A 21,814-nucleotide genomic window follows, 5' to 3' on the forward strand; every position below is an offset into this window, starting at 1 on the left:
CAGCTTAAGACTGCTAAGCTATTGGTTATCAGGCGATCGTTCAGGGGAGTGGGTTTTGAATAGCAGTACGCGGAGAGTGGTTTTCTTTGATCTGGATGGAACCTTACATCAGCAGGATATGTTCGGCAGCTTTTTGCGCTATGTCCTGCGCCACCAGCCGCTAAATGTCCTGCTGGTGATTCCTTTATTACCGGTTATTGCAGTCGGGCTGATGCTGTTCGGACGCGCTGCGCGCTGGCCGATGAGCCTGCTGCTGTGGGCGTCAACTTTTGGCCGCAGCGAGCGTCACCTGAAACGCCTTGAGGCGAGTTTCGCCCGCTGGTTTCGCCAGCATGTCACGGCGTTCCCGGTAGTACAGGCGCGGCTCAACAACTATCTGACCAGCACCGATGCGGACGTCTGGCTGATTACCGGCTCGCCGCAGTCGCTGGTTGAGCAGGTTTATTTTGATACTCCCTGGCTGCCGCGAGTGAACCTGATCGCCAGCCGGATGGAGCGTCGTTGCGGCGGCTGGGGATTAACCCTGCGCTGCCTCGGCAATGAAAAAGTGGCGCAGCTGGAACAAAAAATCGGCGCTCCGCTGCGATTGTACAGCGGCTACAGCGACAGCGAGCAGGATAACCCGCTGCTCTATTTTTGCCAGCACCGCTGGCGGGTGACGCCGCAGGGCGATCTTCAGCAGTTAGAATAGTGTGTAATACATAACGTCCATGTATAATGCGCCCCGCTTTTCTGCAGGAGTGCCCGCTTTGTCTGACCATGAATTAAATGATGAATACTGGATGCGTCACGCTCTGACGCTGGCGAAACGCGCCTGGGAAGAGGGCGAAGTGCCGGTCGGCGCGGTACTGGTGCATAATCATCAGGTCATCGGCGAAGGCTGGAATCGGCCAATCGGACGTCACGATCCGACCGCGCACGCCGAAATTATGGCGCTGCGTCAGGGCGGACTGGTGCAGCAAAACTATCGTCTGATTGACGCAACGCTGTACGTTACCCTTGAACCCTGCGTGATGTGCGCCGGGGCGATGGTCCATAGTCGCATCTCTCGGCTGGTTTTTGGCGCCAGAGATGCGAAAACCGGCGCAGCCGGGTCGCTCATCGACGTGCTGCACCATCCGGGAATGAACCATCGGGTCGAGATGACGGAAGGTATTTTGGCTGAGGCCTGTTCCGGCATGCTGAGCGATTTTTTCCGCTGGCGACGCGAAGAGAAAAAAGCGCTGAAGCGAGCTAGCCGGCAAGTGGAAGGTTAATGCCCCGTACCGGGGATTTTCAGCTTCGCGTTGTCCACCAGCGTTTCTGCGCGGAAGCTGAAAAAGGACATGGCGTACTGCTCTTCCTTACCCAGCTCCTCCGGCATGACTGCCGGATAGTGCTCGCCTAGTGCCGCTATCTGGGCGTCCTTTCTCTCTTTTTCAGAAAGATAGCCCACGAGGCTAATATGATATTTACGGATATTTTCGACGTAGGCGTAGGCTTCGTGGCCGCGTGCAAAGCCGTACTTCAGCCGGCTGTAGTAGTTTTTCTGGCTTAGCAGCGGCAGACGCTGCTTCACATCGGCCCAGCTATTCGGGTTGCCTTTCTGCTTTTTCGTCAGCGCCATTGCGTCGAGCATATGCGCGTAGCCCATATTGTAAGCCGCCAGCGCAAACCAGATGCGTTCATCCTGCGGGACCGACTCCGGCACTTTATTCATCATATCCTGTAAATAACGCATGCCGCCGTCGAGGCTTTGCTCGGCGTCGGTACGATCGGTCAGGCCCAGACTTTGAGCGGTATTGCGGGTCAGCATCATGATGCCGCGAACGCCGGTCGGGGAGGTGGCCTGCGGATCCCAGTGCGATTCCTGCCATGAGATAGCCGCCAGCAGCCGCCAGTCTATCTGACGGGCATATTTTTCAAACATTGGCTGCAGGTCCGGGAGCACGCTTTCCACGGCGCGCAGGAAGGTACGGGTGTCTACATAATCAAAATCGTTGCCGTGACCAAGGTATTTCTCCTCCAGCCTCGCCAGTGTGCCGTCCTCGTTAATATTATTGAAGAAATCGAGCATTGCCGCCGGCAGGGAGTTGTCCTCACCTTTTTCGCTAAACCAGGTGACCGGCTGCTCGTCGCTGATATCAAGCGCGACGGCCAGCTCCGGATGGACGCGCTGGAACAGGCTGACGGCGACCGAATCAGCAACGGTATAGTCGAGTTTGCCATCAATAACCGCCTGCATCAGCGCCGTCGTCCCGCGTTTCTCGTCCACGCGCCAGTCGAGATCGGGGTATTTTTGCTTTTTTAGGGCCTGAAGATCGTTAATCGCCACGTGTCCGGGAGCAATCGCCAACTGGTCGGCGGTAAGATTTGCCAGGCTGCGCGGACGCAGGCTGCCTTTGCGATAAACCAGCTGTTGCGAAACGGAGTAGTAGGTTGGCCCGACCTGATAGTTCTTCACCCGTTCGGAATTGTAGACCAGGCCGGCAGCCAGCATATCGGCTTTGCCTTCATCGAGGTCATCAAACAGCTGGCTGATATTCTGCCTGACGGTGACTTTTAGCTCGACGCCGAGGTAGTCGGCAAACTGCTGCGCCAGCTCATAATCAAAACCGTAGGTCCGATCGTTAATGGTCGCGAAGGTCATTGGCGAATTAATGGTGCTGATACGCAGTTCTCCGCGCGCCATGATCCCGGCCACGCGGTTTTCCGGCTTACCCATCCACGGGAGAGACGGCCACAGGGCAGCCGCCAGCAGGAGAGTCACAATGCCGATGAGCAGATAATTAATCTTTAATTTTTTCAGATAGTTAATCTTCTGCAGCTTCGGGTTCCTCAGCAGACTATGACCAGAATAAGTAAAAGGTTGTCGTGGAATGAGCGGCATTTTGCTTAAGAATGCGCCAGTTGGCAACTTATTCGCGAGGAGGGTCACATTTATTGATAAACCCTGGCAATCATTTTATTTCTACGCAAACGGTTTCGTCGGGGCGCAGGATTCACTATAATGGCGCCCGTTTCCCCCCTGGCTCACCATGAAAGCTTCGAAGACGAGAGACTTATGATGGAAATTTTGCGTGGTTCACCTGCACTGTCGGCATTCCGTATCAATAAACTGCTGGCACGTTTCCAGGCGGCCAACCTTCCGGTCAGCACGATATATGCCGAGTACGTTCATTTTGCCGACCTTAACGCCCCGCTCAGCGACAACGATCGCGAGAGTCTGGCAAGGTTGCTCAAGTATGGCCCGAACTTAAGCAGCCATACCCCAACCGGCAAGCTACTGCTCGTTACCCCCCGTCCCGGCACCATCTCTCCCTGGTCTTCTAAAGCTACCGACATCGCCCATAACTGCGGCCTGTCTCAGATTGTGCGCCTTGAGCGCGGCGTCGCTTATTACGTCGAAGCCAGCAGCCTCAACGATGAACAGTGGTCGCTGGTGGCGGCCGAACTTCATGACCGCATGATGGAAAGCGTTTTCGGCGCGCTGGAAGAGGGTGAAAAACTGTTTGCCCATCATCAGCCAACGCCGGTCACCAGCGTTGACCTGCTGGGCCTGGGGCGTCAGGCGCTGATTGACGCCAACCTCCGTCTGGGGCTTGCGCTGGCGGATGACGAAATTGACTATCTGCAGGATGCTTTCCAGACGCTGGGCCGCAACCCGAACGATATCGAACTCTATATGTTCGCGCAGGCTAACTCCGAGCACTGCCGACACAAGATTTTTAACGCCGACTGGGTCATCGATGGCGAAAAGCAGCCGAAGTCGCTGTTCAAAATGATCAAAAACACCTTCGAGAAAACCCCGGACTACGTGCTGTCTGCTTATAAAGACAACGCCGCGGTAATGGAAGGTTCAGCCGTGGGGCGCTACTTTGCCGACCACGCAACCGGTCGCTACGACTTCCACCAGGAAGACGCGCATATTCTGATGAAGGTCGAAACCCATAACCACCCGACGGCAATCTCTCCGTGGCCGGGCGCGGCGACAGGTTCCGGCGGCGAAATTCGCGATGAAGGCGCCACCGGACGCGGGGCGAAGCCAAAAGCCGGTCTGGTGGGTTTCTCGGTTTCCAACCTGCGGATTCCGGGGTTTGAACAGCCGTGGGAAGAAGATTTCGGCAAACCGGATCGTATCGTTACCGCGCTGGATATCATGACTGAAGGTCCGCTGGGCGGCGCGGCGTTTAACAACGAATTTGGTCGTCCGGCGCTCAACGGCTATTTCCGTACCTATGAAGAGAAGGTAACCAGCCACAACGGCGAAGAGCTGCGCGGCTACCATAAGCCCATTATGCTGGCGGGCGGAATCGGCAACATTCGCGGCGAACACGTGCAGAAGGGCGAAATTGTCGTCGGCGCGAAGCTGATTGTTCTCGGCGGTCCGGCAATGAACATCGGTCTCGGCGGCGGCGCGGCCTCTTCAATGGCCTCCGGCCAGTCCGATGCCGACCTCGATTTCGCCTCCGTACAGCGCGATAACCCGGAGATGGAACGTCGTTGCCAGGAGGTTATCGACCGCTGCTGGCAGCTGGGCGACGCTAACCCGATTTTGTTTATCCACGATGTCGGCGCTGGCGGTCTGTCGAACGCCATGCCTGAGCTGGTCAGCGACGGCGGACGCGGCGGTAAATTCCAGCTGCGCGATATCCTCAGCGATGAGCCGGGCATGAGCCCGCTGGAGATCTGGTGTAACGAATCGCAGGAACGTTATGTGCTGGCGGTCGCGCCGGAGCAACTGCCGTTGTTTGATGAGCTGTGCCGCCGCGAACGCGCGCCGTACGCGGTGATTGGCGAAGCAACCGAAGCGCTGCATCTGAGCCTTGATGATGCCCATTTTGACGATCGTCCGATCGACCTGCCGCTTGACGTGCTGCTGGGCAAAACGCCGAAAATGACCCGTGACGTGCAGACGTTGAAAGCGCAGGGCCAGAGTCTGCAACGCCAGGGCATCACTATTGCCGACGCGGTGAATCGCGTGCTGCACCTGCCGACGGTCGCGGAGAAAACCTTCCTCGTCACCATTGGCGATCGCACCGTCACCGGTATGGTGGCGCGCGATCAGATGGTGGGGCCGTGGCAGGTTCCGGTGGCTAACTGTGCGGTCACCACCGCCAGCCTCGATAGCTACTACGGCGAAGCGATGTCCATTGGCGAACGTGCGCCGGTGGCGCTGCTGGACTTCGCCGCCTCCGCCCGTCTGGCTGTTGGCGAGGCGCTGACCAACATCGCGGCGACGCAGATTGGCGCGCTCAATCGCGTGAAGCTGTCGGCAAACTGGATGGCCGCTGCCGGTCACCCGGGCGAAGACGCCGGTTTATATGAAGCGGTAAAAGCGGTGGGCGAAGAGCTCTGTCCTGCCCTGGGACTGACTATTCCGGTGGGTAAAGACTCCATGTCGATGAAAACCCGCTGGCAGGAAGGGGCTGAACAGCGCGAGATGACTTCTCCGCTGTCTCTGGTGATTTCCGCCTTTGCCCGCGTTGAAGACGTACGCCGTACCGTCACCCCACAGCTCTCCACCGAAGACAACGCCCTGCTGCTGATTGATTTAGGCAAGGGGAACAATGCGCTGGGCGCGACCGCGCTGGCGCAGGTTTATCGTCAGCTTGGCGATGTGACTGCCGACGTTCGCGATGTCGCGCAGCTGAAAGGCTTCTGGGACGCAATGCAGGCGCTGGTGGCTGAAGATAAGCTGCTGGCCTGGCACGACCGTTCCGACGGCGGTCTGCTGGTCACCCTGGCCGAGATGGCCTTTACCGGCCACTGCGGCGTCAACGTTGATATCGCCGCGCTCGGCGAGGATCGCCTGGCCGCGCTGTTTAACGAAGAGCTTGGCGGCGTCATTCAGGTTCGTGCCGCCGATCGTCAGGCCGTGGAAGCCACGTTGGCCGCTCATGGCCTGGCGGATTGCGTTCACTATATTGGCCAGGCTACGGCGGGCGATCGCTTCGTCATCGAGGCCGACGGTCATCCGGTATTCAGCGAAAGCCGCACCACGCTGCGCATGTGGTGGGCAGAAACCACCTGGCAAATGCAGCGTCTGCGCGATAACCCGGAATGCGCTGACCAGGAGCACGAGGCGAAAGCCAACGATGCCGATCCAGGGCTCAACGTGAAGCTCTCCTTTGATATCAATGAGGATATCGCTGCGCCTTATATTGCCACCGGCGCGCGTCCGAAGGTCGCGGTGCTGCGTGAGCAGGGCGTGAACTCCCATGTAGAAATGGCCGCGGCGTTCCATCGCGCCGGCTTTGATGCCATCGACGTGCACATGAGCGACCTGCTGGCGGGCCGTACCGGTCTTGCTGATTTCCAGGCGCTGGTGGCCTGCGGCGGCTTCTCCTACGGTGACGTTTTAGGCGCCGGTGAAGGCTGGGCGAAATCGATTCTGTTCAATGAGCGGGTTCGCGACGAGTTTGCCACCTTCTTCCATCGTCCGCAGACCCTGGCGCTGGGCGTGTGCAACGGCTGCCAGATGATGTCTAATCTGCGCGAGCTGATCCCGGGCAGCGACCTGTGGCCGCGCTTTGTGCGTAATCAGTCTGACCGCTTTGAAGCGCGCTTCAGCCTGGTTGAAGTGACGCAGAGCCCGTCTCTGCTGCTGCAGGGTATGGTGGGATCGATGATGCCGATTGCCGTATCCCACGGTGAAGGGCAGGTGGAGGTTCGCGATGGCGCGCATCTGGCGCAGCTGGAAAGTAAAGGCCTGGTGGCGCTGCGCTTCGTCGATAACTTCGGTAAGGTGACGGAAAGCTATCCGGCCAACCCGAATGGTTCGCCGAACGGTATCACTGCGGTAACCAGCGAAAGCGGGCGCGCGACCATCATGATGCCGCACCCGGAACGCGTGTTCCGCACCGTGTCGAACTCCTGGCACCCGGAAAACTGGGGCGAAGACAGCCCGTGGATGCGTATTTTCCGCAACGCGCGTAAACAGCTGGGCTAAAAATCGTTTACAAATCGAATTAAGCCTCCTGCCCACGCAGGGGGCTTTTTTATTTGTGGGGTACTTCGAAAGCAGGTGTCGGGGATCGCCGACAAACGCGCTGTGGTGGTGTCGTCAAAAGGTGACGTTTAACTTATTGATTCATAAAGGAATCACTGAATCATTCACCCGATGTTGCTAATCAGCGACACTTTGTACAAAAAGCGACCATCATCATCCGTGCCCATAAATAGTAAAAAGACATTATATTTCATTGTGTTAATAAAATGTTTTGAGATGTGGCATAGTTCGTGCATAATTATAACCAGTGGCTCATTCACCTTCTTATGTCAGCCCCTTCGGGACGCGCTACATAAACTTCGAATGACGCACAAACAGGTGCCTGCCGTCCAACTCCTGATAACAGCTCTGCTTTATCAGTCATCGGGCGAAACGTCGAGTAAGGCACCGCCTCATTTCTTAATAAAGCCAGGCTCCCGTAGCCTGGCTTTATTATACTCGTCGTCTTTTGTGCTACAGGTGCGTTGGCCGCATCTGTTCACCCCGGTCACTTACTTGAGTAAGCTCCCGGGGATTCTCAGCTTTGCCGCCTTCCTGTAACTCAAAATCCATAGAGTATATTGGGTATATTCAGGTAGCATCGTAGTGAGCTAATGATTGAGATCCTATCCGTGAAGCGACTCTCCCTTTTCCCCCGTTCGCTGCGCCAGCTGGTCACGCTATCCTTCGTGCTGATCCTGCTTCCGCTGCTGGTGCTGGCATGGCAGGCGTGGCAAAGCCTTAACGCCCTCAGCGCCCAGGCGGCGCATATTAATCGCACCACCCTTATCGACGCCCGCCGCAGCGAGGCGATGATTAACGCGTCGCTGGAAATGGAGCGTAGCTACCGGCAGTACTGCGTGCTGGACGATCCGACGCTGGCGCGGGTCTATCAAAATCAACGCCAACGCTACAGCGAAATGCTTGACGCTCACGCGGGCGTTCTGCCTGATGAAAAAATCTGGCAGGCGCTGCGTCAGGATCTCGACGATCTGGCCGAGCTGCAGTGTAAAAATAGCGGCCCGGCGGCGAAGTCAGCAGTCAGCCTGGAAGCGTTTGCTTCCGCCAATAGCGACATGGTCCAGGCAACCCGGACGGTGGTCTATTCGCGTGGACAGCAGCTGCAGCAGGAAATCGCCGAGCGCGGCCAGTTCTTCGGCTGGCAGGCGCTGGTGCTGTTCCTGCTCAGCCTGGCGCTGGTGCTGCTGTTCACCCGCATGATTATCGGCCCGGTAAAGGGCATTGAAAGAATGATCAACCGACTGGGCGAGGGGAAATCGCTGGACGATGCCGCGCTGTTTACCGGCCCGCGCGAGCTGCGCTCCGTCGGTAAACGCATTATCTGGCTGAGCGAACGCCTTGCCTGGCTGGAATCCCAGCGCCATCAGTTCCTGCGCCATCTTTCCCATGAGCTGAAAACGCCGCTGGCCAGCATGCGCGAAGGGACGGAACTGCTCGCTGACCGGGTGGCCGGGCCGCTGACGCCCGAGCAGCAGGAGATCGTGGAGATTCTGGATAACAGCAGCCGCAACCTGCAAAAGCTGATTGAGCAACTGCTGGACTATAACCGCAAACAGGCCGATGGCCCGATTGCGCGCGAGACGGTCAACCTGGCCGAACTGGTGGAAAATGTGGTTTCTGCCCATAGCCTGCCGGCAAGAGCTAAAATGATGCATACCGAACTGTTGCTCAGCGAGCGTTTTTGCGAAGCGGAGCCCGCTCTGCTGGTGAGCGTACTGGATAATCTCTACTCCAATGCGGTGCACTATGGTGCTGAATCCGGTAACATTCGAATCCATAGCTATCGGCACGGCGAGCAGGTGCGCATTGACGTCATTAACGACGGCGAGCCGATCCCGTCCGCAGAAAGAAACATGATTTTTGAGCCTTTTTATCAGGGAAGCCACCAGCGTAAAGGGGCGGTAAAAGGCAGCGGTCTGGGGCTGAGCATTGCCCGCGACTGCGTACGGCAAATGCAGGGCGAGCTGAGCCTGGTTGATGAGAAGTCAGGGCTAATCTGTTTTCGTATTACGCTCCCCGTCGCCGAGTCTGGAAAAAATAACGTATAACTATCGGGTGAATATGTCCCACTTCTTCGCATTTGTCCGTCCCCTCAGGGGATGGCTGCTGTCAGGCATTTCCTGCCTGGCGCTGGCGGGATGTTCCGCCTCTACATCACCATACGCCGCGGATGGCAAAACGCTCTCCGCGCTGCCGCAGCATCAGGTCGCCGATTTTCTTTCGGTGGAGTGCGCTGATATCTGGAATCTGCAAAGCGAAGCCAGCGACAAAAATCCGCTCTACTGGCTGCGTGGAATTGACTGCGCCGATCGTCTTGCTCCGGTGCAGGCACGGGCGGAGGCCCGGCTGCACAGCGGCGACAGCTGGCAGGATGCCTTTAAGCGCGGCATTTTACTGGCTGATGCCAAAATTACGCCTAACGAGCGCCGGGAACTGGTCGCCAGTCTGGATAGCTTCAGCCCGCAAATCGCCCCTCAGGTGCGCCCGCTCTATCAGCTCTGGCGCGATGCCCAGGGCCGGCAGCTTCAGCTGATTGACGAGCGTTCCCGCTACGCCAAACTGCAGCAGTCAAACGATGCGGAGCTGGAGACGCTGCGACAGCAGGAAATTGAGCTACGCAGTCAGCTCGAACTGACGACCCGCAAGCTGGAGAATCTCACCGATATCGAGCGTCAGCTCTCCAGCCGTAAACCCGGCGGGAACTTCAGCTCTGACGCCGGGCACGGCGGCGATAAAGTCCCGGAGGTGATTCATGACGATCCGTAAACCCGCCCGTCTGCTATTAGTGGACGACGATCCGGGGCTGCTGAAGCTGCTGGGTATGCGTCTGGTCAGCGAAGGGTATAGCGTAGTGACCGCCGAGAGCGGGCCGGAGGCGCTGCGCACGCTAAGTCGCGACAAGGTCGATCTGGTGGTCAGCGACCTGCGGATGGATGAGATGGACGGACTCCAGCTGTTCAGCGAAATCCAGAAGGTTCAGCCGGGGATGCCGGTGATCATTCTCACCGCGCACGGTTCCATTCCGGACGCCGTTGCCGCGACCCAGCAGGGCGTGTTTAGCTTTCTCACCAAGCCGGTGGATAAAGACGCCCTTTATAAAGCGATTGATGACGCGCTGGAGCAGAGCGCGCCAACCACCGACGAGCGCTGGCGTCAGGCGATTGTGACCCGTAGCCCGCTGATGGAGCGACTGCTGGAGCAGGCCGGGATGGTGGCGCAGTCGGACGTCAGCGTGCTGATTAACGGCCAGAGCGGTACCGGCAAGGAGATTGTCGCCCAGGCAATTCATAACGCCAGCCCGCGCCGTGATAAACCTTTTGTCGCCATTAACTGCGGCGCGCTTCCCGAACAGTTGCTGGAGTCAGAATTGTTCGGCCACGCGCGCGGCGCTTTTACCGGCGCAGTCAGCAATCGCGAGGGGCTATTCCAGGCCGCGGAAGGCGGGACCCTGTTTCTTGATGAAATTGGCGATATGCCGGTTGCGCTACAGGTGAAACTGCTGCGCGTTCTGCAGGAACGTAAAGTGCGCCCGCTGGGCAGCAATCGCGATATCGATATTGATGTGCGGATTATTTCTGCGACCCATCGCGACCTGCCGAAGGCCATGGCGCGAGGCGAATTTCGTGAAGATCTGTTCTATCGTCTCAACGTGGTGAGTCTGAAAATCCCGCCGCTGGCTGAGCGTACGGAAGATATTCCGCTGCTGGCGAACCATCTGCTGCGCCAGTCTGCCGATCGCCATAAACCTTTTGTCCGCGCATTTTCCACGGATGCGATGAAGCGGCTGATGGCCGCTAAATGGCCGGGCAACGTGCGCCAGCTGGTGAACGTGATTGAGCAGTGCGTGGCGCTGACCTCTTCGCCGGTCATTAGCGACGCCCTGGTAGAGCAGGCGCTGGAAGGGGAAAACACCGCGCTGCCGACGTTTGTCGAAGCGCGGAATCAGTTTGAGCTCAATTACCTGCGCAAGCTGCTGCAAATTACCAAAGGGAACGTCACGCATGCGGCCCGGATGGCCGGGCGCAATCGCACCGAATTTTATAAGCTGCTGTCGCGCCACGAGCTCGACGCTAACGACTTTAAAGAGTAGCTCCGGATGGTGGCGCAAGTTATGATACGGTTAGCAACCGGTTACGCGACTAAAACAGGAACACCATGAAAAAGATTGATGCGATTATTAAACCCTTCAAACTGGATGACGTGCGTGAAGCGCTGGCCGAAGTCGGCATCACCGGGATGACGGTAACGGAAGTGAAAGGCTTTGGCCGTCAGAAGGGGCATACCGAGCTGTATCGCGGTGCGGAGTATATGGTCGATTTTCTGCCGAAAGTGAAAATCGAAATCGTTGTTACCGATGATATCGTCGACACCTGCGTGGATACCATTATCCGTACGGCGCAGACCGGCAAAATCGGCGACGGTAAGATCTTTGTCTTTGATGTCGCACGCGTGATTCGTATCCGTACCGGCGAAGAAGACGACGCGGCGATTTAAGCTGTCAAACCGGATGGCGGTCCGGCAATTTCCGGGCCGCCTGCATTTATCGCTCCGTTTACAGCACCTTATGCGGGCCGAAGCACTCATAATGAATGTTGTCGCTGCTCACGCCCAGATCTACCAGCTGCTTCGCGGCAAACTGCATAAACGCCACCGGGCCGCAGAGATAGAACTGCATTTGCGGGTCGCCGATCTTGTCGGCCAGCGCCGTTAAATCCATCAAACCTTCACTATCAAACGCGCCGGATTCACGGTCCGCTTCGCTCGGGCTGCGGTACCAGACGTGAGAAGTAAACTTCGGCAGCGTTTCACCCAGCGTTTTAACTTCGTCCGCGAAGGCGTGTACGTCGCCGTTCTCTGCCGCATGGAACCAGTTCACCTGCGCCGGATGCTGCGCTTTTGCCAGCACATCCAGCATCGCCAGCATCGGCGTCTGACCGACGCCGCCGGAGAGCAGCGTGACCGGGGTTTCCGGCGCCACGTTGAGGAAGAAATCACCGGCCGGCGCGGCCAGATAAATCACGTCGCCTTCTTTCGCTGAATCATGCAGCCAGTTTGAAACCTGGCCGCCGTTTTCACGTTTAACCGCGATACGATAGCCTTTACCGTCGGGTTTGCGGGTCAAAGAGTACTGGCGAATTTCCTGATGCGGAAAACCTTCCGGCTTCAGCCAGACCGCCAGATACTGGCCTGGATGATATTCCGCTACCGCGCCGCCGTCGACCGGCTCAAATTCAAAGCTGGTAATCAGCGCGCTGCGCGGCGTTTTTTTGACGATGCGGAATGCGCGGGTGCCTTCCCAGCCGCCGGTTTTGCTGGCGCTTTCGTTATAGATTTGCGCTTCACGATTAATAAAGACGTTGGCCAGCACCCCGTAGGCCTTGCCCCAGGCATCCAGTACTTCCTGGCCCGGACTGAACATCTCATCGAGGGTCGCCAGCAGGTGAGTACCAACAATATTGTACTGCTCGGGTTGAATCTGGAAGCTGGTGTGCTTCTGGGCGATTTTCTCTACCGCCGGCAGCAGGGCGGGCAGGTTCTCGAGATTGCTTGCATAGGCGGCAATAGCGTTGAACAGCGCCTCGCGCTGGTCGCCGTTGCGCTGATTGCTCATATTGAAGATTTCTTTTAATTCGGGATTGTGAGCAAACATGCGGTCGTAAAAATGAGCGGTCAGTTTTGGACCGGTTTCAACCAGCAGGGGGATGGTGGCTTTCACCGTAGCGATGGTCTGGGCGTCGAGCATAGCAGCTTCCTTTATAAGTTATCTTAATGATGCATATTAAATGCATCTTATAAAAATACCCCTGCTTTGTAAATGGTTCTTTAACGCTTTACCTTAAGACAGTTACAACATGAATTATTTGCATCACAAACCTGAAAAGAAATCCGTTGATAATCGAAGGTGCTTTATTGCTCAAAGCCTTGTGTAATGCGGAGCCAATCGTTTGCGTAAAATCCTTTGTCAAGACCTGTTATCGCAGAATGATTCAGTTATACTGTGGGCCGTTGTCCAGGTGGACCGCCTTTTTAGGCCGAAATTTTATTGTTAGCTGAGTCAGGAGATGCGGATGTTAAAGCGTGAAATGAACATTGCCGATTATGATGCCGAACTGTGGCAGGCTATGGAGCAAGAAAAAGTACGTCAGGAAGAGCACATCGAACTGATCGCCTCCGAAAACTACACCAGCCCGCGCGTAATGCAGGCGCAGGGCTCTCAGCTGACCAACAAATACGCTGAAGGATACCCGGGCAAGCGCTACTACGGCGGCTGTGAATACGTCGATATCGTAGAGCAGCTGGCTATTGACCGCGCTAAAGAACTGTTCGGCGCTGACTACGCTAACGTGCAGCCGCACTCCGGCTCCCAGGCGAACTTCGCGGTCTATACCGCTCTGCTGCAGCCGGGCGATACCGTTCTGGGTATGAACCTGGCGCAAGGTGGCCACTTGACTCACGGCTCTCCGGTCAACTTCTCTGGCAAACTGTACAACATCATCCCTTACGGTATCGATGAGTCCGGTAAAATTGACTATGACGATATGGCTAAGCAGGCTCAGGAACATAAACCGAAGATGATTATCGGTGGTTTCTCGGCTTATTCCGGCGTGGTTGACTGGGCAAAAATGCGTGAAATCGCTGACAGCATCGGCGCATACCTGTTCGTCGATATGGCTCACGTTGCCGGTCTGATCGCCGCAGGCGTTTACCCGAACCCGGTTCCGCATGCTCACGTCGTGACCACCACCACCCACAAAACCCTGGCTGGTCCGCGCGGCGGCCTGATCCTGGCGAAAGGCGGCAGCGAAGAGCTGTACAAAAAACTGAACTCTGCCGTATTCCCGAGCGCCCAGGGCGGCCCGCTGATGCACGTTATCGCGGCGAAAGCCGTCGCGCTGAAAGAAGCGATGGAGCCAGAGTTCAAAGTTTACCAGCAGCAGGTAGCGAAAAACGCTAAAGCGATGGTCGAAGTGTTCCTGAACCGCGGCTACAAAGTGGTTTCCGGCGGCACTGAAAACCATCTTTTCCTGCTGGATCTGGTCGATAAAAACCTGACCGGTAAAGAAGCTGACGCAGCCCTGGGCCGCGCCAACATCACCGTCAACAAAAACAGCGTGCCGAACGATCCGAAGAGCCCGTTTGTGACCTCCGGTATCCGTATCGGTTCTCCGGCGGTGACCCGTCGCGGCTTTAAGGAAGCAGAAGTCAAAGAGCTGGCCGGCTGGATGTGCGACGTGCTGGACAACATCAATGACGAAGCGGTCATTGAGCGCGTGAAGGGTAAAGTGCTGGATATCTGCGCACGCTTCCCGGTCTATGCGTAAGCGTTAGCGTTGAGCTAAAAAAGGCCGCTGATGCGGCCTTTTTTGTGCCTGTTGATTAGCGGCGGTCGAGCGAAATCGCTCCGGGCCCGGTTATTGCCAGCAGCAGGAAGGCTCCGGCAATACTGACGTTTTTCCAGAAGTTAATCATGTTCGGTAGTACCGCATCGCCGGACATATTCCAGTAGTGATGGCCAATCACCGCGGTACCAAGAGTATAAAAAATAAAGATCACCGCCAGCGGGCGGGTGAAAAAGCCCAGCACAATTAAAATGGCCGCCGGCACCTCCATAATAATGGCAATGATGGCCGCAAGCGTTGGCATCGGCGCGCCGGAGGAGGCCATATACTGCACCGTGCCGCTAAAGCCGAGCAGCTTGGGATAACCGAAAAGAATAAACAGCACCACTACCGCGATACGCGCAATCAGCAGCAGCAGAGAGCGGGAGGAACCAAAGTCAAAGTAGCGTAGAGTGTTCATGATCAGCTCGTTATGAGAGACGTGTGATTTAAACGTAATACACAAATTTGCGCTCCGCCACGTCCCCCTGACGATTAACGCAGCGTCTGCAGTTGCTCCTCAACATACAGATAACCGATCCCCATCAGCTGCTGAGCGCGGGTCAGTGTGCCAAAACCGATTTGGGTGGCATGCGCTCTCGGCGTATCGCCGTGGTCAAACGGATTAAAGCCGGTTTGTTTGACGATACTCTCCAGCCACTGTTCGCCAAAAGCACAGCTGCGACCGTATAGCCAGATCTGGTTAATATTCAAAATATTTAAGAAATTATAAAGACTTAAGCCAATAGCGTTGGCGGCGTTATCAACCCATGCGCGAATATGCACGTCTCCCTGTTCCCAGGCCTCAATGAGCGATGCCGTGGTTAACTGCTCCGGAGATCGCTGCGCCTCAGGCTGGGTTTTAAGCCACATCCGCGCCTGTTTTTTCAACGCGCTGAGGGAGGCTACGGTTTCAAGACAGCCATATCTCCCGCAGTCGCAGGCTTTGCCGTCAGGGTTCACAATCGTGTGTCCAATCTGCCCGCTGCCGTAGAGGCTTCCTCGATAAATCTGATCGTTAATCACAAACGATGATCCAATACCGTAATCGACGTTGATCACGCAAAAATCCGGTTGTGGGCCCGGATGCTGCCATTTCTCCGCCAGCGCCAGCATCACGCAGTCATTATCTACCCGTACCTGCACGCCGAGCTGTTCTTCCAGCAGATACTTTATTTCAATCGGCGTTTTCCAGCGCGCCTGGGGCATGGTTTGTGAAACGCCGGTGATCGGATCAACCTGACCATGGACGCCAAGGGCGAGATTGATGCTGTGCTGCGGGTAGAGGCGGTGGATACGCCGCCAGCATTCCACGATGGCCTCCAGAAGGGCCTGCGGCGTAGGGGCATCGATGGGCAAATGCTGGTGGCCGTCAACCGCCAGTAGACGGGCATCGGCAAGCTGATACTCAATACTGGTCGGCGTAATATTCATGCATAGCGTCCAGGCTCCGCGCGCGGGGATCTGGTAGCTTCCGCTGTTCACGCCGCGTTTGCTCATTTTTTCCGTGGAGTGATCGATCAGTCCCTCGCTGAGCAGCTCTTCAAGAATATTGCTCACCGCCGGAATAGAGAGTCCGGTGAGCTGAGAAAGCTGGGATTTACTCAGCTGCTTCTCCCGCCAGAGATGAGCCAAAAAAATGGATTTATTGGCCTGTCTGACCCGGGCATTATTTAAACCGGTACGCTGCATACACTTAACTCCCTTAACTTTATTGCGTGAGCATTGCGCATTTTAGCAGCTAAGTGACGATATAAACTCCTCTCATAGCGAATTTTACCTTACTTTGTTTAGTGGAGGCGTCATGTACGGTTCGGTTAAGGTCTGGCAGGAAATAATTACATTACCTACGTGGACAACGGGGGCGGAGGATCCGAACCCCATGTTTCTGGAAAAACGCGTTTATCAAGGTTCTTCAGGTAACGTCTATCCCTACGGCGTGATTGACACCCTGACCGGCGAACGTGAGATGCGCGATTATCAGGCAGTATGGATGGAGAATGATTTCATTCGAATTATGCTGTTACCGGAACTCGGCGGCCGTATACATCGGGCGTATGACAAGGTTAAACAGCGCGATTTCGTGTATTACAATGAAGTTGTGAAGCCCGCCCTGGTGGGGCTGCTGGGGCCATGGATCTCCGGCGGTATCGAGTTCAACTGGCCGCAGCATCATCGCCCGACGACCTTTATGCCGGTCGACTTTTCGATCCAGTGCGGGGAAAACGGCGTGCAGACCGTATGGATGGGGGAAGCGGAGCCCATGCGCGGTTTGCAGGTCATGACCGGGTTTACTCTCTATCCTGACCGCGCGCTGATTGAAATTACCGGTAAGGTCTTTAATGGTAACGCCACGCCGCGCCATTTCCTGTGGTGGGCCAACCCGGCGGTAAAAGGCGGCGATGCTCACCAGAGCGTTTTCCCGCCCGACGTCACCGCCGTGTTCGATCACGGCAAGCGCGATGTTTCCGCTTTCCCTATTGCCACCGGTACCTACTACAAAGTCGACTATTCTGCGGGCGTCGATATCTCCCGTTATAAAAACGTTCCTGTGCCCACCTCGTATATGGCGGAGAAATCGGATTACGATTTTGTCGGCGCTTATCACCATGACGAGCGCGGTGGGCTACTGCATGTTGCCGATCATCACATCTCTCCGGGCAAAAAACAGTGGAGCTGGGGCTATGGCGACTTTGGCCAGGCATGGGACCGCAATCTGACCGACGAAAATGGCCCTTATATTGAGCTGATGACTGGCGTCTACACCGATAACCAGCCTGACTTTACCTGGCTTGCGCCTTATGAAGAGAAGATTTTTGTGCAAAATTTCCTTCCCTATAGCGAGCTGGGAATGGTGCAAAATGCCAATACGCAGCTGGCGCTGAAGCTGGTTCGCGAGTCTGAGCAGCTACAGCTCGGCGTTTACGCCATTGCGCCGCTGGAAAATATCGTTGTTGAACTCAGTGCTGAACAGCAGCCGCTGTATGAAACTCAGCTTACGCTGAAGCCCGGCGAGAGTTGGCGGCATACGCTGCCGGAACATGACGTCGGTCGCTTGACCATCAAGGTGAAAAGTGCAGACAAGCAAGTGCTACTGGATTATCACGAACATATTACTCAGCAGACGCCGCTGCCCGAACCGGCCTCAGCGCCAGCGATGCCGGAAGAGATTCACAACGGTGATGAGCTCTATTTTATCGGCCAGCATCTTGAACAATACAATCACGCCAGCCGCTATGCCGCAGATTACTATCGCCGGGCGATAGCCCTCGATCCGCAGGATTATCGCAATAATGTTGCCCTCGGGACGCTGGCGTTTAACCAGGCCGACTGGGTTTTAGCGGAGCAATGCTCCCGCGCCGCGCTACTTCGCGCCCATCGTCTGAATAAAAATCCGCGCGATGGCGAAGCCAGTATGCTGCTTGCCAGCGCGCTGGAAAGGCAGGGAGATGAACAAGGCGCCTGGGATCACTATTACAAAGCATCCTGGAGCGGTAACTGCCGCGATGCTGCATGGTGGGCGCTGGCAAGGCTGGCGATGAAGCGTGGTGATACGGCCGACGCGCTGGAAAAGGTCAACACCAGTCTGCAGTTCAACGCCAGCAACCATCTGGCTATGGGGCTGAAAGCGCTGGCGTTAGCGGACAGCGGGCGGACGAAAGCGGCGCAGGAGTATATTTTCGCCTGTCTTAAACAATACCCGTTGAGCTATCCGCTGCACTGCGCGCGCTGGATGATTGAGCCCAGCGACGAAGCGCGAGAGAACCTACTGTGGGTAACGGGGCGCAGAGGGATCAACGGCAGCCTGCTGGCGGGCTGGCTGCTTTCTATCGGACAGAAGCAGGCGGCGAAAGAGATGCTTGAGGTGCTGGATTGCCAGGAAGCGCTGCCGATGCTGTGGCGAGCCTCGTTAAGCGATGACGCCAATAAACGGCAACGGTTGATTGCCGAAGCCGAGCGCTGCCATCCGCAAAAAGTGCGTTTCCCCAATACGCTCGATGAAGTTCAGATGCTGCAAACCCTGAGCGACAGCGCTTTCGCCCGCTATCTGCTCGGTTGCTTCTGGTACAGCAAACGACGCTATGAAGAGGCGGTCAGCTGCTGGCGCGAGACGCTGGCAAAATCACCCGACTATGCGCCCGCTCATCGCCTGCTCGGGGTTTACGCCTGGAATAAACAACAGGATGCGGCGCAGGCGCTGGCTTATCTACAGCGCGCCGTAGAGCTTGAGCCTGAAAACGCGCGCTTCCTCTTTGAGCTTGATTTTCTGCAAAAATCACTGGGTACGCCGGTAAACGAACGACTGGAGAAGCTGGCGGCGCGCAAATCGGTGGTGCTGAAGCGGGACGATCTGACCGCTGAGCTGCTAAGCCTGTGGAATGCTTCCGGCCATTATTCCGATGCCGCCGCTATTCTCGGTACGCGCGTGTTTCATCCCTGGGAAGGCGGGGAAGGGAAAATCACCGGTCAGTATTTGCTCAATCAGCTGCATCGGGCTTTGCAGTTTATTGAACGCGAGGCGTTTACGCAGGCTGCGGACTGTCTGAAAGACGCATTACGCTATCCCGATAATCTGGGGGAGGGGCGACTGCCCGGGCAGACGGACAACGATATCTGGTATTTGCTGGGCTACTGCACGGAACAGGCTGGGGATGCGCAGCAGGCAGAGGAATATTATCAGCTTGCCCTACAAGGAGGCTCAACGCTGGACGCCGGGCGTTACTACAACGATCAGCCCGCTGATTACCTTTTCTGGCAGGGCATCGCGCTGCGTAAGAGCGGTAACCCGGCGCAGGCCGAGCAGCACTTCCAGAATTTTATCACCTGGGCCGGGCAGCATCGGGATGACGTTCCGCATGCCGACTTTTTTGCCGTCTCTCTTCCGGATTTGGTGGTGCTTGATGTCTCAGCGCAGCAGCAACATCAGCAGCACTGCTTGTTTATTGAAGCGCTGGGCCATCTGGGGCTGGGGAATGTATCCGCCAGCCAGCAGGCGATGCAGCGGCTTCTGCAACTGAACCCGGCTCATGATAAGGCGCATTTGATTCGTCATGCCCTGCAAAGCGGCATTTTTTCCTGAACCTCAAATGGGCGGGCCTGGCTCGCCTGTACCCTACTGTTCCCTGCGTTTCCCTTATAGAGGAATCATTATGAATAACGCGCAGACACATCTCAAAATGGGCTACGTCTGGACTATCTGTCTGGTCGCCGCCTGCGGTGGTTTACTGTTTGGCTATGACTGGGTAGTCATCGGCGGCGCTAAGCCATTTTATGAAGCCTGGTTTTCCATTACCGATCCGGCACAATCCGGCTGGGCTATGAGTTCGGCGCTGGTGGGCTGCGTTTTCGGCGCATTAATCTCGGGATGGTGCGCCGATAAACTCGGGCGCAAGCTGCCCTTAATACTTTCCGCCGTGCTGTTCAGCGCGTCGGCGTGGGGGACGGCGGTCGCCAGCAGTTTCGACATGTTTGTGGTTTACCGCATTGTGGGCGGTGTGGGGATTGGTCTGGCATCCGCTCTCAGCCCGCTTTACATCGCCGAAGTCAGCCCGGCAGAAAAAAGAGGGCGCTTTGTTGCGGTCAACCAGCTCACTATCGTGATTGGCGTGCTGGCCGCTCAGCTTATTAACCTGATGATTGCGGAACCCGTAGAGACGGGGGCGACGCAGCAAATGATTGTAGAAACCTGGAACGGGCAGATGGGCTGGCGCTGGATGTTCGGCGCAGAACTGGTTCCGGCGCTGGCGTTTCTGGTACTGATGTTTTTTGTTCCCGAATCGCCGCGCTGGCTTATGAAAGCCGGTAAGCCTGAGCGTGCCCGAGCCGCGCTGGAACGCATTGGTTCTGCCGACTATGCCGACAGAATATTACGCGACATCGCGCACACGCTGGAAAAAGATAACCATAAAGTATCCTATGGCGCACTGCTGGCTCCGCAGGTGAAACCGATCGTGATCATTGGCATGGTTCTCGCCGTTTTCCAGCAGTGGTGCGGAATCAACGTCATCTTTAACTACGCACAGGAGATTTTTGCCTCAGCGGGCTTCGATATTAACAGCACGCTTAAATCGATCGTCGCGACGGGGGTTGTAAACCTGGTATTTACCCTCGCCGCGCTGCCGCTGGTGGATAAAATCGGCCGCCGTAAACTGATGCTGCTTGGCGCTTCAGGCTTGACGCTGATCTATGTGCTGATTGCCGGCGCTTACGCCATGGGCATTATGGGCTGGCCGGTACTGCTGCTGGTGCTGGCGGCTATTGCCATTTACGCCTTGACCCTGGCGCCGGTCACCTGGGTACTGCTGGCGGAAATCTTCCCCAACCGCGTTCGCGGACTCGCCATGTCTTTAGGTACCCTGGCGCTGTGGATTGCCTGTTTCTTGTTAACCTACACTTTCCCGCTGCTTAATGCCGGACTGGGCGCGGCGGGCAGCTTCTTGCTGTATGGCATCATTTGCGCTGCCGGCTATCTCTATATTCTGCGCAACGTGCCGGAAACAAAGGGGATCACTCTCGAAGCCCTGGAAGAACAGCTGGCGCAACGCCATACGGGCGTTAATGCGGCGAAGCAGGAGCAGACGCGCTAATGGCGGAAGAGTGGATTATGGAGAACGCGCATCTGCGGATGTGCGTCTCTTCTCTGGGCGGCAAAGTGCAAAGTTTATTCTCGCGGCAATATCAGGCGCCGGTGCTATATGAAAATCCCGCAGGCGGCATGTTTCCGATGCTGCCGATGGCCAATCGCGTTGCCGGAAATCGCTTTATTTTTCAGGGACGCGAGATAGTCCTGCCACGTCACCACGCCGACGCGCATTTTTTTCTCCACGGCGACGGTTGGCTGCAGTGCTGGGATATCATTGCGCGCGGCGGCGATTTTTGCGTGTTACAGCTGCGTCGGCAACATGTCTGCGGTTTCGATTACCTGGCGCAGATCCGCTATCAGTTGCTGCGTAACCAACTGATAGCGTCGCTGACGCTTACCCACTGCGGTAGCACGCCTATCCCCTACGGCTGCGGTTTTCACCCCTTTTTCTCCTTTGATAAGCGCAGCACGGTACAGTTTGCCGCCAGTGGCTACTGGCCGGAAGGGGAACAGCATCTTCCGCTGGACTGGCAAAGCCCTCTTCCCGGCTATGCCGATTTCAGTCACCCGCAGTACGGTGAGGATCGCTGGCTAAACGTCGGCTATTCCGGCTGGAGTGGACGAGCGAGGATAGTAAGTAATGTGATGAATATCGCAATTCTTTCGCAAACTTCGTGGTTGATGCTCTTTAGAATGCAGGGTGAACCGTTCCTTTGCCTCGAGCCGCAAACTCACCCGGTAAACGCCCATAACATGGAAGGCCAGCCGGGGCTGCGGGTTTTGGGCACCGGAGATACGCTGAATTTTTCGCTAAAAATAGACGTTCAGGGGCGCGAGTAGCGCCATTTTTGGGGCGAGGGC

General features: G+C 56.5%; 15 protein-coding genes. 11 read left to right on the forward strand and 4 right to left on the reverse strand.

Annotation, left to right across the window (positions count from 1 at the left end; translation table 11 throughout):
• Window positions 1-55 precede the first annotated feature (55 nt).
• Complete coding sequence (gene yfhb / locus K2184_RS05875; RefSeq protein ID WP_004114470.1) at window positions 56-691, forward strand: phosphatidylglycerophosphatase C; 636 nt, start codon at window positions 56-58, stop codon at window positions 689-691.
• 58 nt (window positions 692-749) lie between these two features.
• Window positions 750-1,256, forward strand: coding sequence for a tRNA adenosine(34) deaminase TadA (gene tadA / locus K2184_RS05880; RefSeq protein WP_224261118.1), 507 nt, complete (start codon window positions 750-752; stop codon window positions 1,254-1,256).
• Here tadA and mltF read toward each other — a convergent pair.
• Complete coding sequence (mltF, locus tag K2184_RS05885) at window positions 1,253-2,869, reverse strand: membrane-bound lytic murein transglycosylase MltF (RefSeq protein WP_032705131.1); 1,617 nt, start codon at window positions 2,867-2,869, stop codon at window positions 1,253-1,255. The two genes, tadA and mltF, sit on opposite strands and share 4 nt — an antisense overlap.
• 174 nt (window positions 2,870-3,043) lie before the next feature.
• Between mltF and purL the strand changes: the two genes are divergently transcribed.
• The 5 genes from purL (at window position 3,044) to glnB (ending at window position 11,485) form a co-directional block, all read left to right on the forward strand.
• Window positions 3,044-6,931 (forward strand): phosphoribosylformylglycinamidine synthase, encoded by a 3,888-nt coding sequence (gene purL, locus K2184_RS05890; RefSeq protein ID WP_142478597.1) that lies wholly within the window; start codon window positions 3,044-3,046, stop codon window positions 6,929-6,931.
• 671 nt (window positions 6,932-7,602) lie between these two features.
• Window positions 7,603-9,039 carry a sensor histidine kinase gene (locus K2184_RS05895; protein WP_094298922.1) on the forward strand — a complete coding sequence of 479 codons (1,437 nt, stop codon included), beginning with the start codon at window positions 7,603-7,605 and terminating at the stop codon, window positions 9,037-9,039.
• A gap of 13 nt (window positions 9,040-9,052) precedes the next feature.
• Window positions 9,053-9,757 (forward strand): two-component system QseEF-associated lipoprotein QseG, encoded by a 705-nt coding sequence (gene qseG, locus K2184_RS05900; protein WP_017145533.1) that lies wholly within the window; start codon window positions 9,053-9,055, stop codon window positions 9,755-9,757.
• Window positions 9,744-11,081, forward strand: coding sequence for a two-component system response regulator GlrR (gene glrR, locus K2184_RS05905; protein WP_017145534.1), 1,338 nt, complete (start codon window positions 9,744-9,746; stop codon window positions 11,079-11,081). The genes qseG and glrR overlap by 14 nt, the downstream gene beginning before the upstream one ends.
• Before the next feature lie 65 nt (window positions 11,082-11,146).
• Window positions 11,147-11,485: a nitrogen regulatory protein P-II gene (glnB, locus tag K2184_RS05910; RefSeq protein WP_002914032.1), complete on the forward strand. Its 339-nt coding sequence runs from the start codon at window positions 11,147-11,149 to the stop codon at window positions 11,483-11,485.
• Window positions 11,486-11,543: 58 nt separating this feature from the next.
• Here the strand turns inward: glnB and hmpA are convergent, their stop codons facing one another.
• On the reverse strand, window positions 11,544-12,734 hold the full coding sequence (gene hmpA / locus K2184_RS05915) for an NO-inducible flavohemoprotein (RefSeq protein ID WP_004104545.1): 1,191 nt from the start codon (window positions 12,732-12,734) through the stop codon (window positions 11,544-11,546).
• Between the two features lie 325 nt (window positions 12,735-13,059).
• Between hmpA and glyA the strand changes: the two genes are divergently transcribed.
• A complete protein-coding gene (gene glyA, locus K2184_RS05920) occupies window positions 13,060-14,313 on the forward strand; it encodes a serine hydroxymethyltransferase (RefSeq protein WP_004104543.1) in 1,254 nt (417 codons plus the stop codon).
• A gap of 55 nt (window positions 14,314-14,368) precedes the next feature.
• Here glyA and K2184_RS05925 read toward each other — a convergent pair whose 3' ends face one another.
• Complete coding sequence (locus K2184_RS05925) at window positions 14,369-14,791, reverse strand: DoxX family protein (RefSeq protein WP_024274561.1); 423 nt, start codon at window positions 14,789-14,791, stop codon at window positions 14,369-14,371.
• Window positions 14,792-14,865: 74 nt separating this feature from the next.
• Entirely contained in the window at window positions 14,866-16,062 is a 1,197-nt protein-coding gene (locus tag K2184_RS05930; RefSeq protein ID WP_017145536.1) for an ROK family transcriptional regulator, read from the reverse strand.
• A 112-nt stretch (window positions 16,063-16,174) separates the two neighbouring features.
• Between K2184_RS05930 and K2184_RS05935 the strand changes: the two genes are divergently transcribed.
• From K2184_RS05935 to K2184_RS05945, 3 genes are all read left to right on the forward strand, one after another.
• Window positions 16,175-19,450 carry a DUF5107 domain-containing protein gene (locus tag K2184_RS05935; protein WP_023321431.1) on the forward strand — a complete coding sequence of 1,092 codons (3,276 nt, stop codon included), beginning with the start codon at window positions 16,175-16,177 and terminating at the stop codon, window positions 19,448-19,450.
• Between the two features lie 70 nt (window positions 19,451-19,520).
• Complete coding sequence (locus K2184_RS05940) at window positions 19,521-20,957, forward strand: sugar porter family MFS transporter (RefSeq protein ID WP_016809513.1); 1,437 nt, start codon at window positions 19,521-19,523, stop codon at window positions 20,955-20,957.
• Window positions 20,957-21,793, forward strand: coding sequence for an aldose 1-epimerase (locus K2184_RS05945; RefSeq protein WP_016809514.1), 837 nt, complete (start codon window positions 20,957-20,959; stop codon window positions 21,791-21,793). Before K2184_RS05940 ends, K2184_RS05945 begins: the two co-directional genes overlap by 1 nt.
• Window positions 21,794-21,814: the final 21 nt, after the last annotated feature.

The sequence above is a fragment of the Klebsiella sp. K5-306 genome (assembly GCF_051835185.1).
Lineage (GTDB): Bacteria > Pseudomonadota > Gammaproteobacteria > Enterobacterales > Enterobacteriaceae > Klebsiella > Klebsiella oxytoca.

Bases quoted from the DNA above. Each gene is read 5' to 3' on its own strand.
- mltF (WP_032705131.1), bottom strand. From the start codon at position 2,869: ATGCCGCTCATTCCACGACAACCTTTTACTTATTCTGGTCATAGTCTG.
- purL (WP_142478597.1), top strand. From the start codon at position 3,044: ATGATGGAAATTTTGCGTGGTTCACCTGCACTGTCGGCATTCCGTATC.
- qseG (WP_017145533.1), top strand. From the start codon at position 9,053: ATGTCCCACTTCTTCGCATTTGTCCGTCCCCTCAGGGGATGGCTGCTG.
- glrR (WP_017145534.1), top strand. From the start codon at position 9,744: ATGACGATCCGTAAACCCGCCCGTCTGCTATTAGTGGACGACGATCCG.
- glnB (WP_002914032.1), top strand. From the start codon at position 11,147: ATGAAAAAGATTGATGCGATTATTAAACCCTTCAAACTGGATGACGTG.
- hmpA (WP_004104545.1), bottom strand. From the start codon at position 12,734: ATGCTCGACGCCCAGACCATCGCTACGGTGAAAGCCACCATCCCCCTG.
- glyA (WP_004104543.1), top strand. From the start codon at position 13,060: ATGTTAAAGCGTGAAATGAACATTGCCGATTATGATGCCGAACTGTGG.
- K2184_RS05925 (WP_024274561.1), bottom strand. From the start codon at position 14,791: ATGAACACTCTACGCTACTTTGACTTTGGTTCCTCCCGCTCTCTGCTG.
- K2184_RS05930 (WP_017145536.1), bottom strand. From the start codon at position 16,062: ATGCAGCGTACCGGTTTAAATAATGCCCGGGTCAGACAGGCCAATAAA.
- K2184_RS05935 (WP_023321431.1), top strand. From the start codon at position 16,175: ATGTACGGTTCGGTTAAGGTCTGGCAGGAAATAATTACATTACCTACG.
- K2184_RS05940 (WP_016809513.1), top strand. From the start codon at position 19,521: ATGAATAACGCGCAGACACATCTCAAAATGGGCTACGTCTGGACTATC.
- K2184_RS05945 (WP_016809514.1), top strand. From the start codon at position 20,957: ATGGCGGAAGAGTGGATTATGGAGAACGCGCATCTGCGGATGTGCGTC.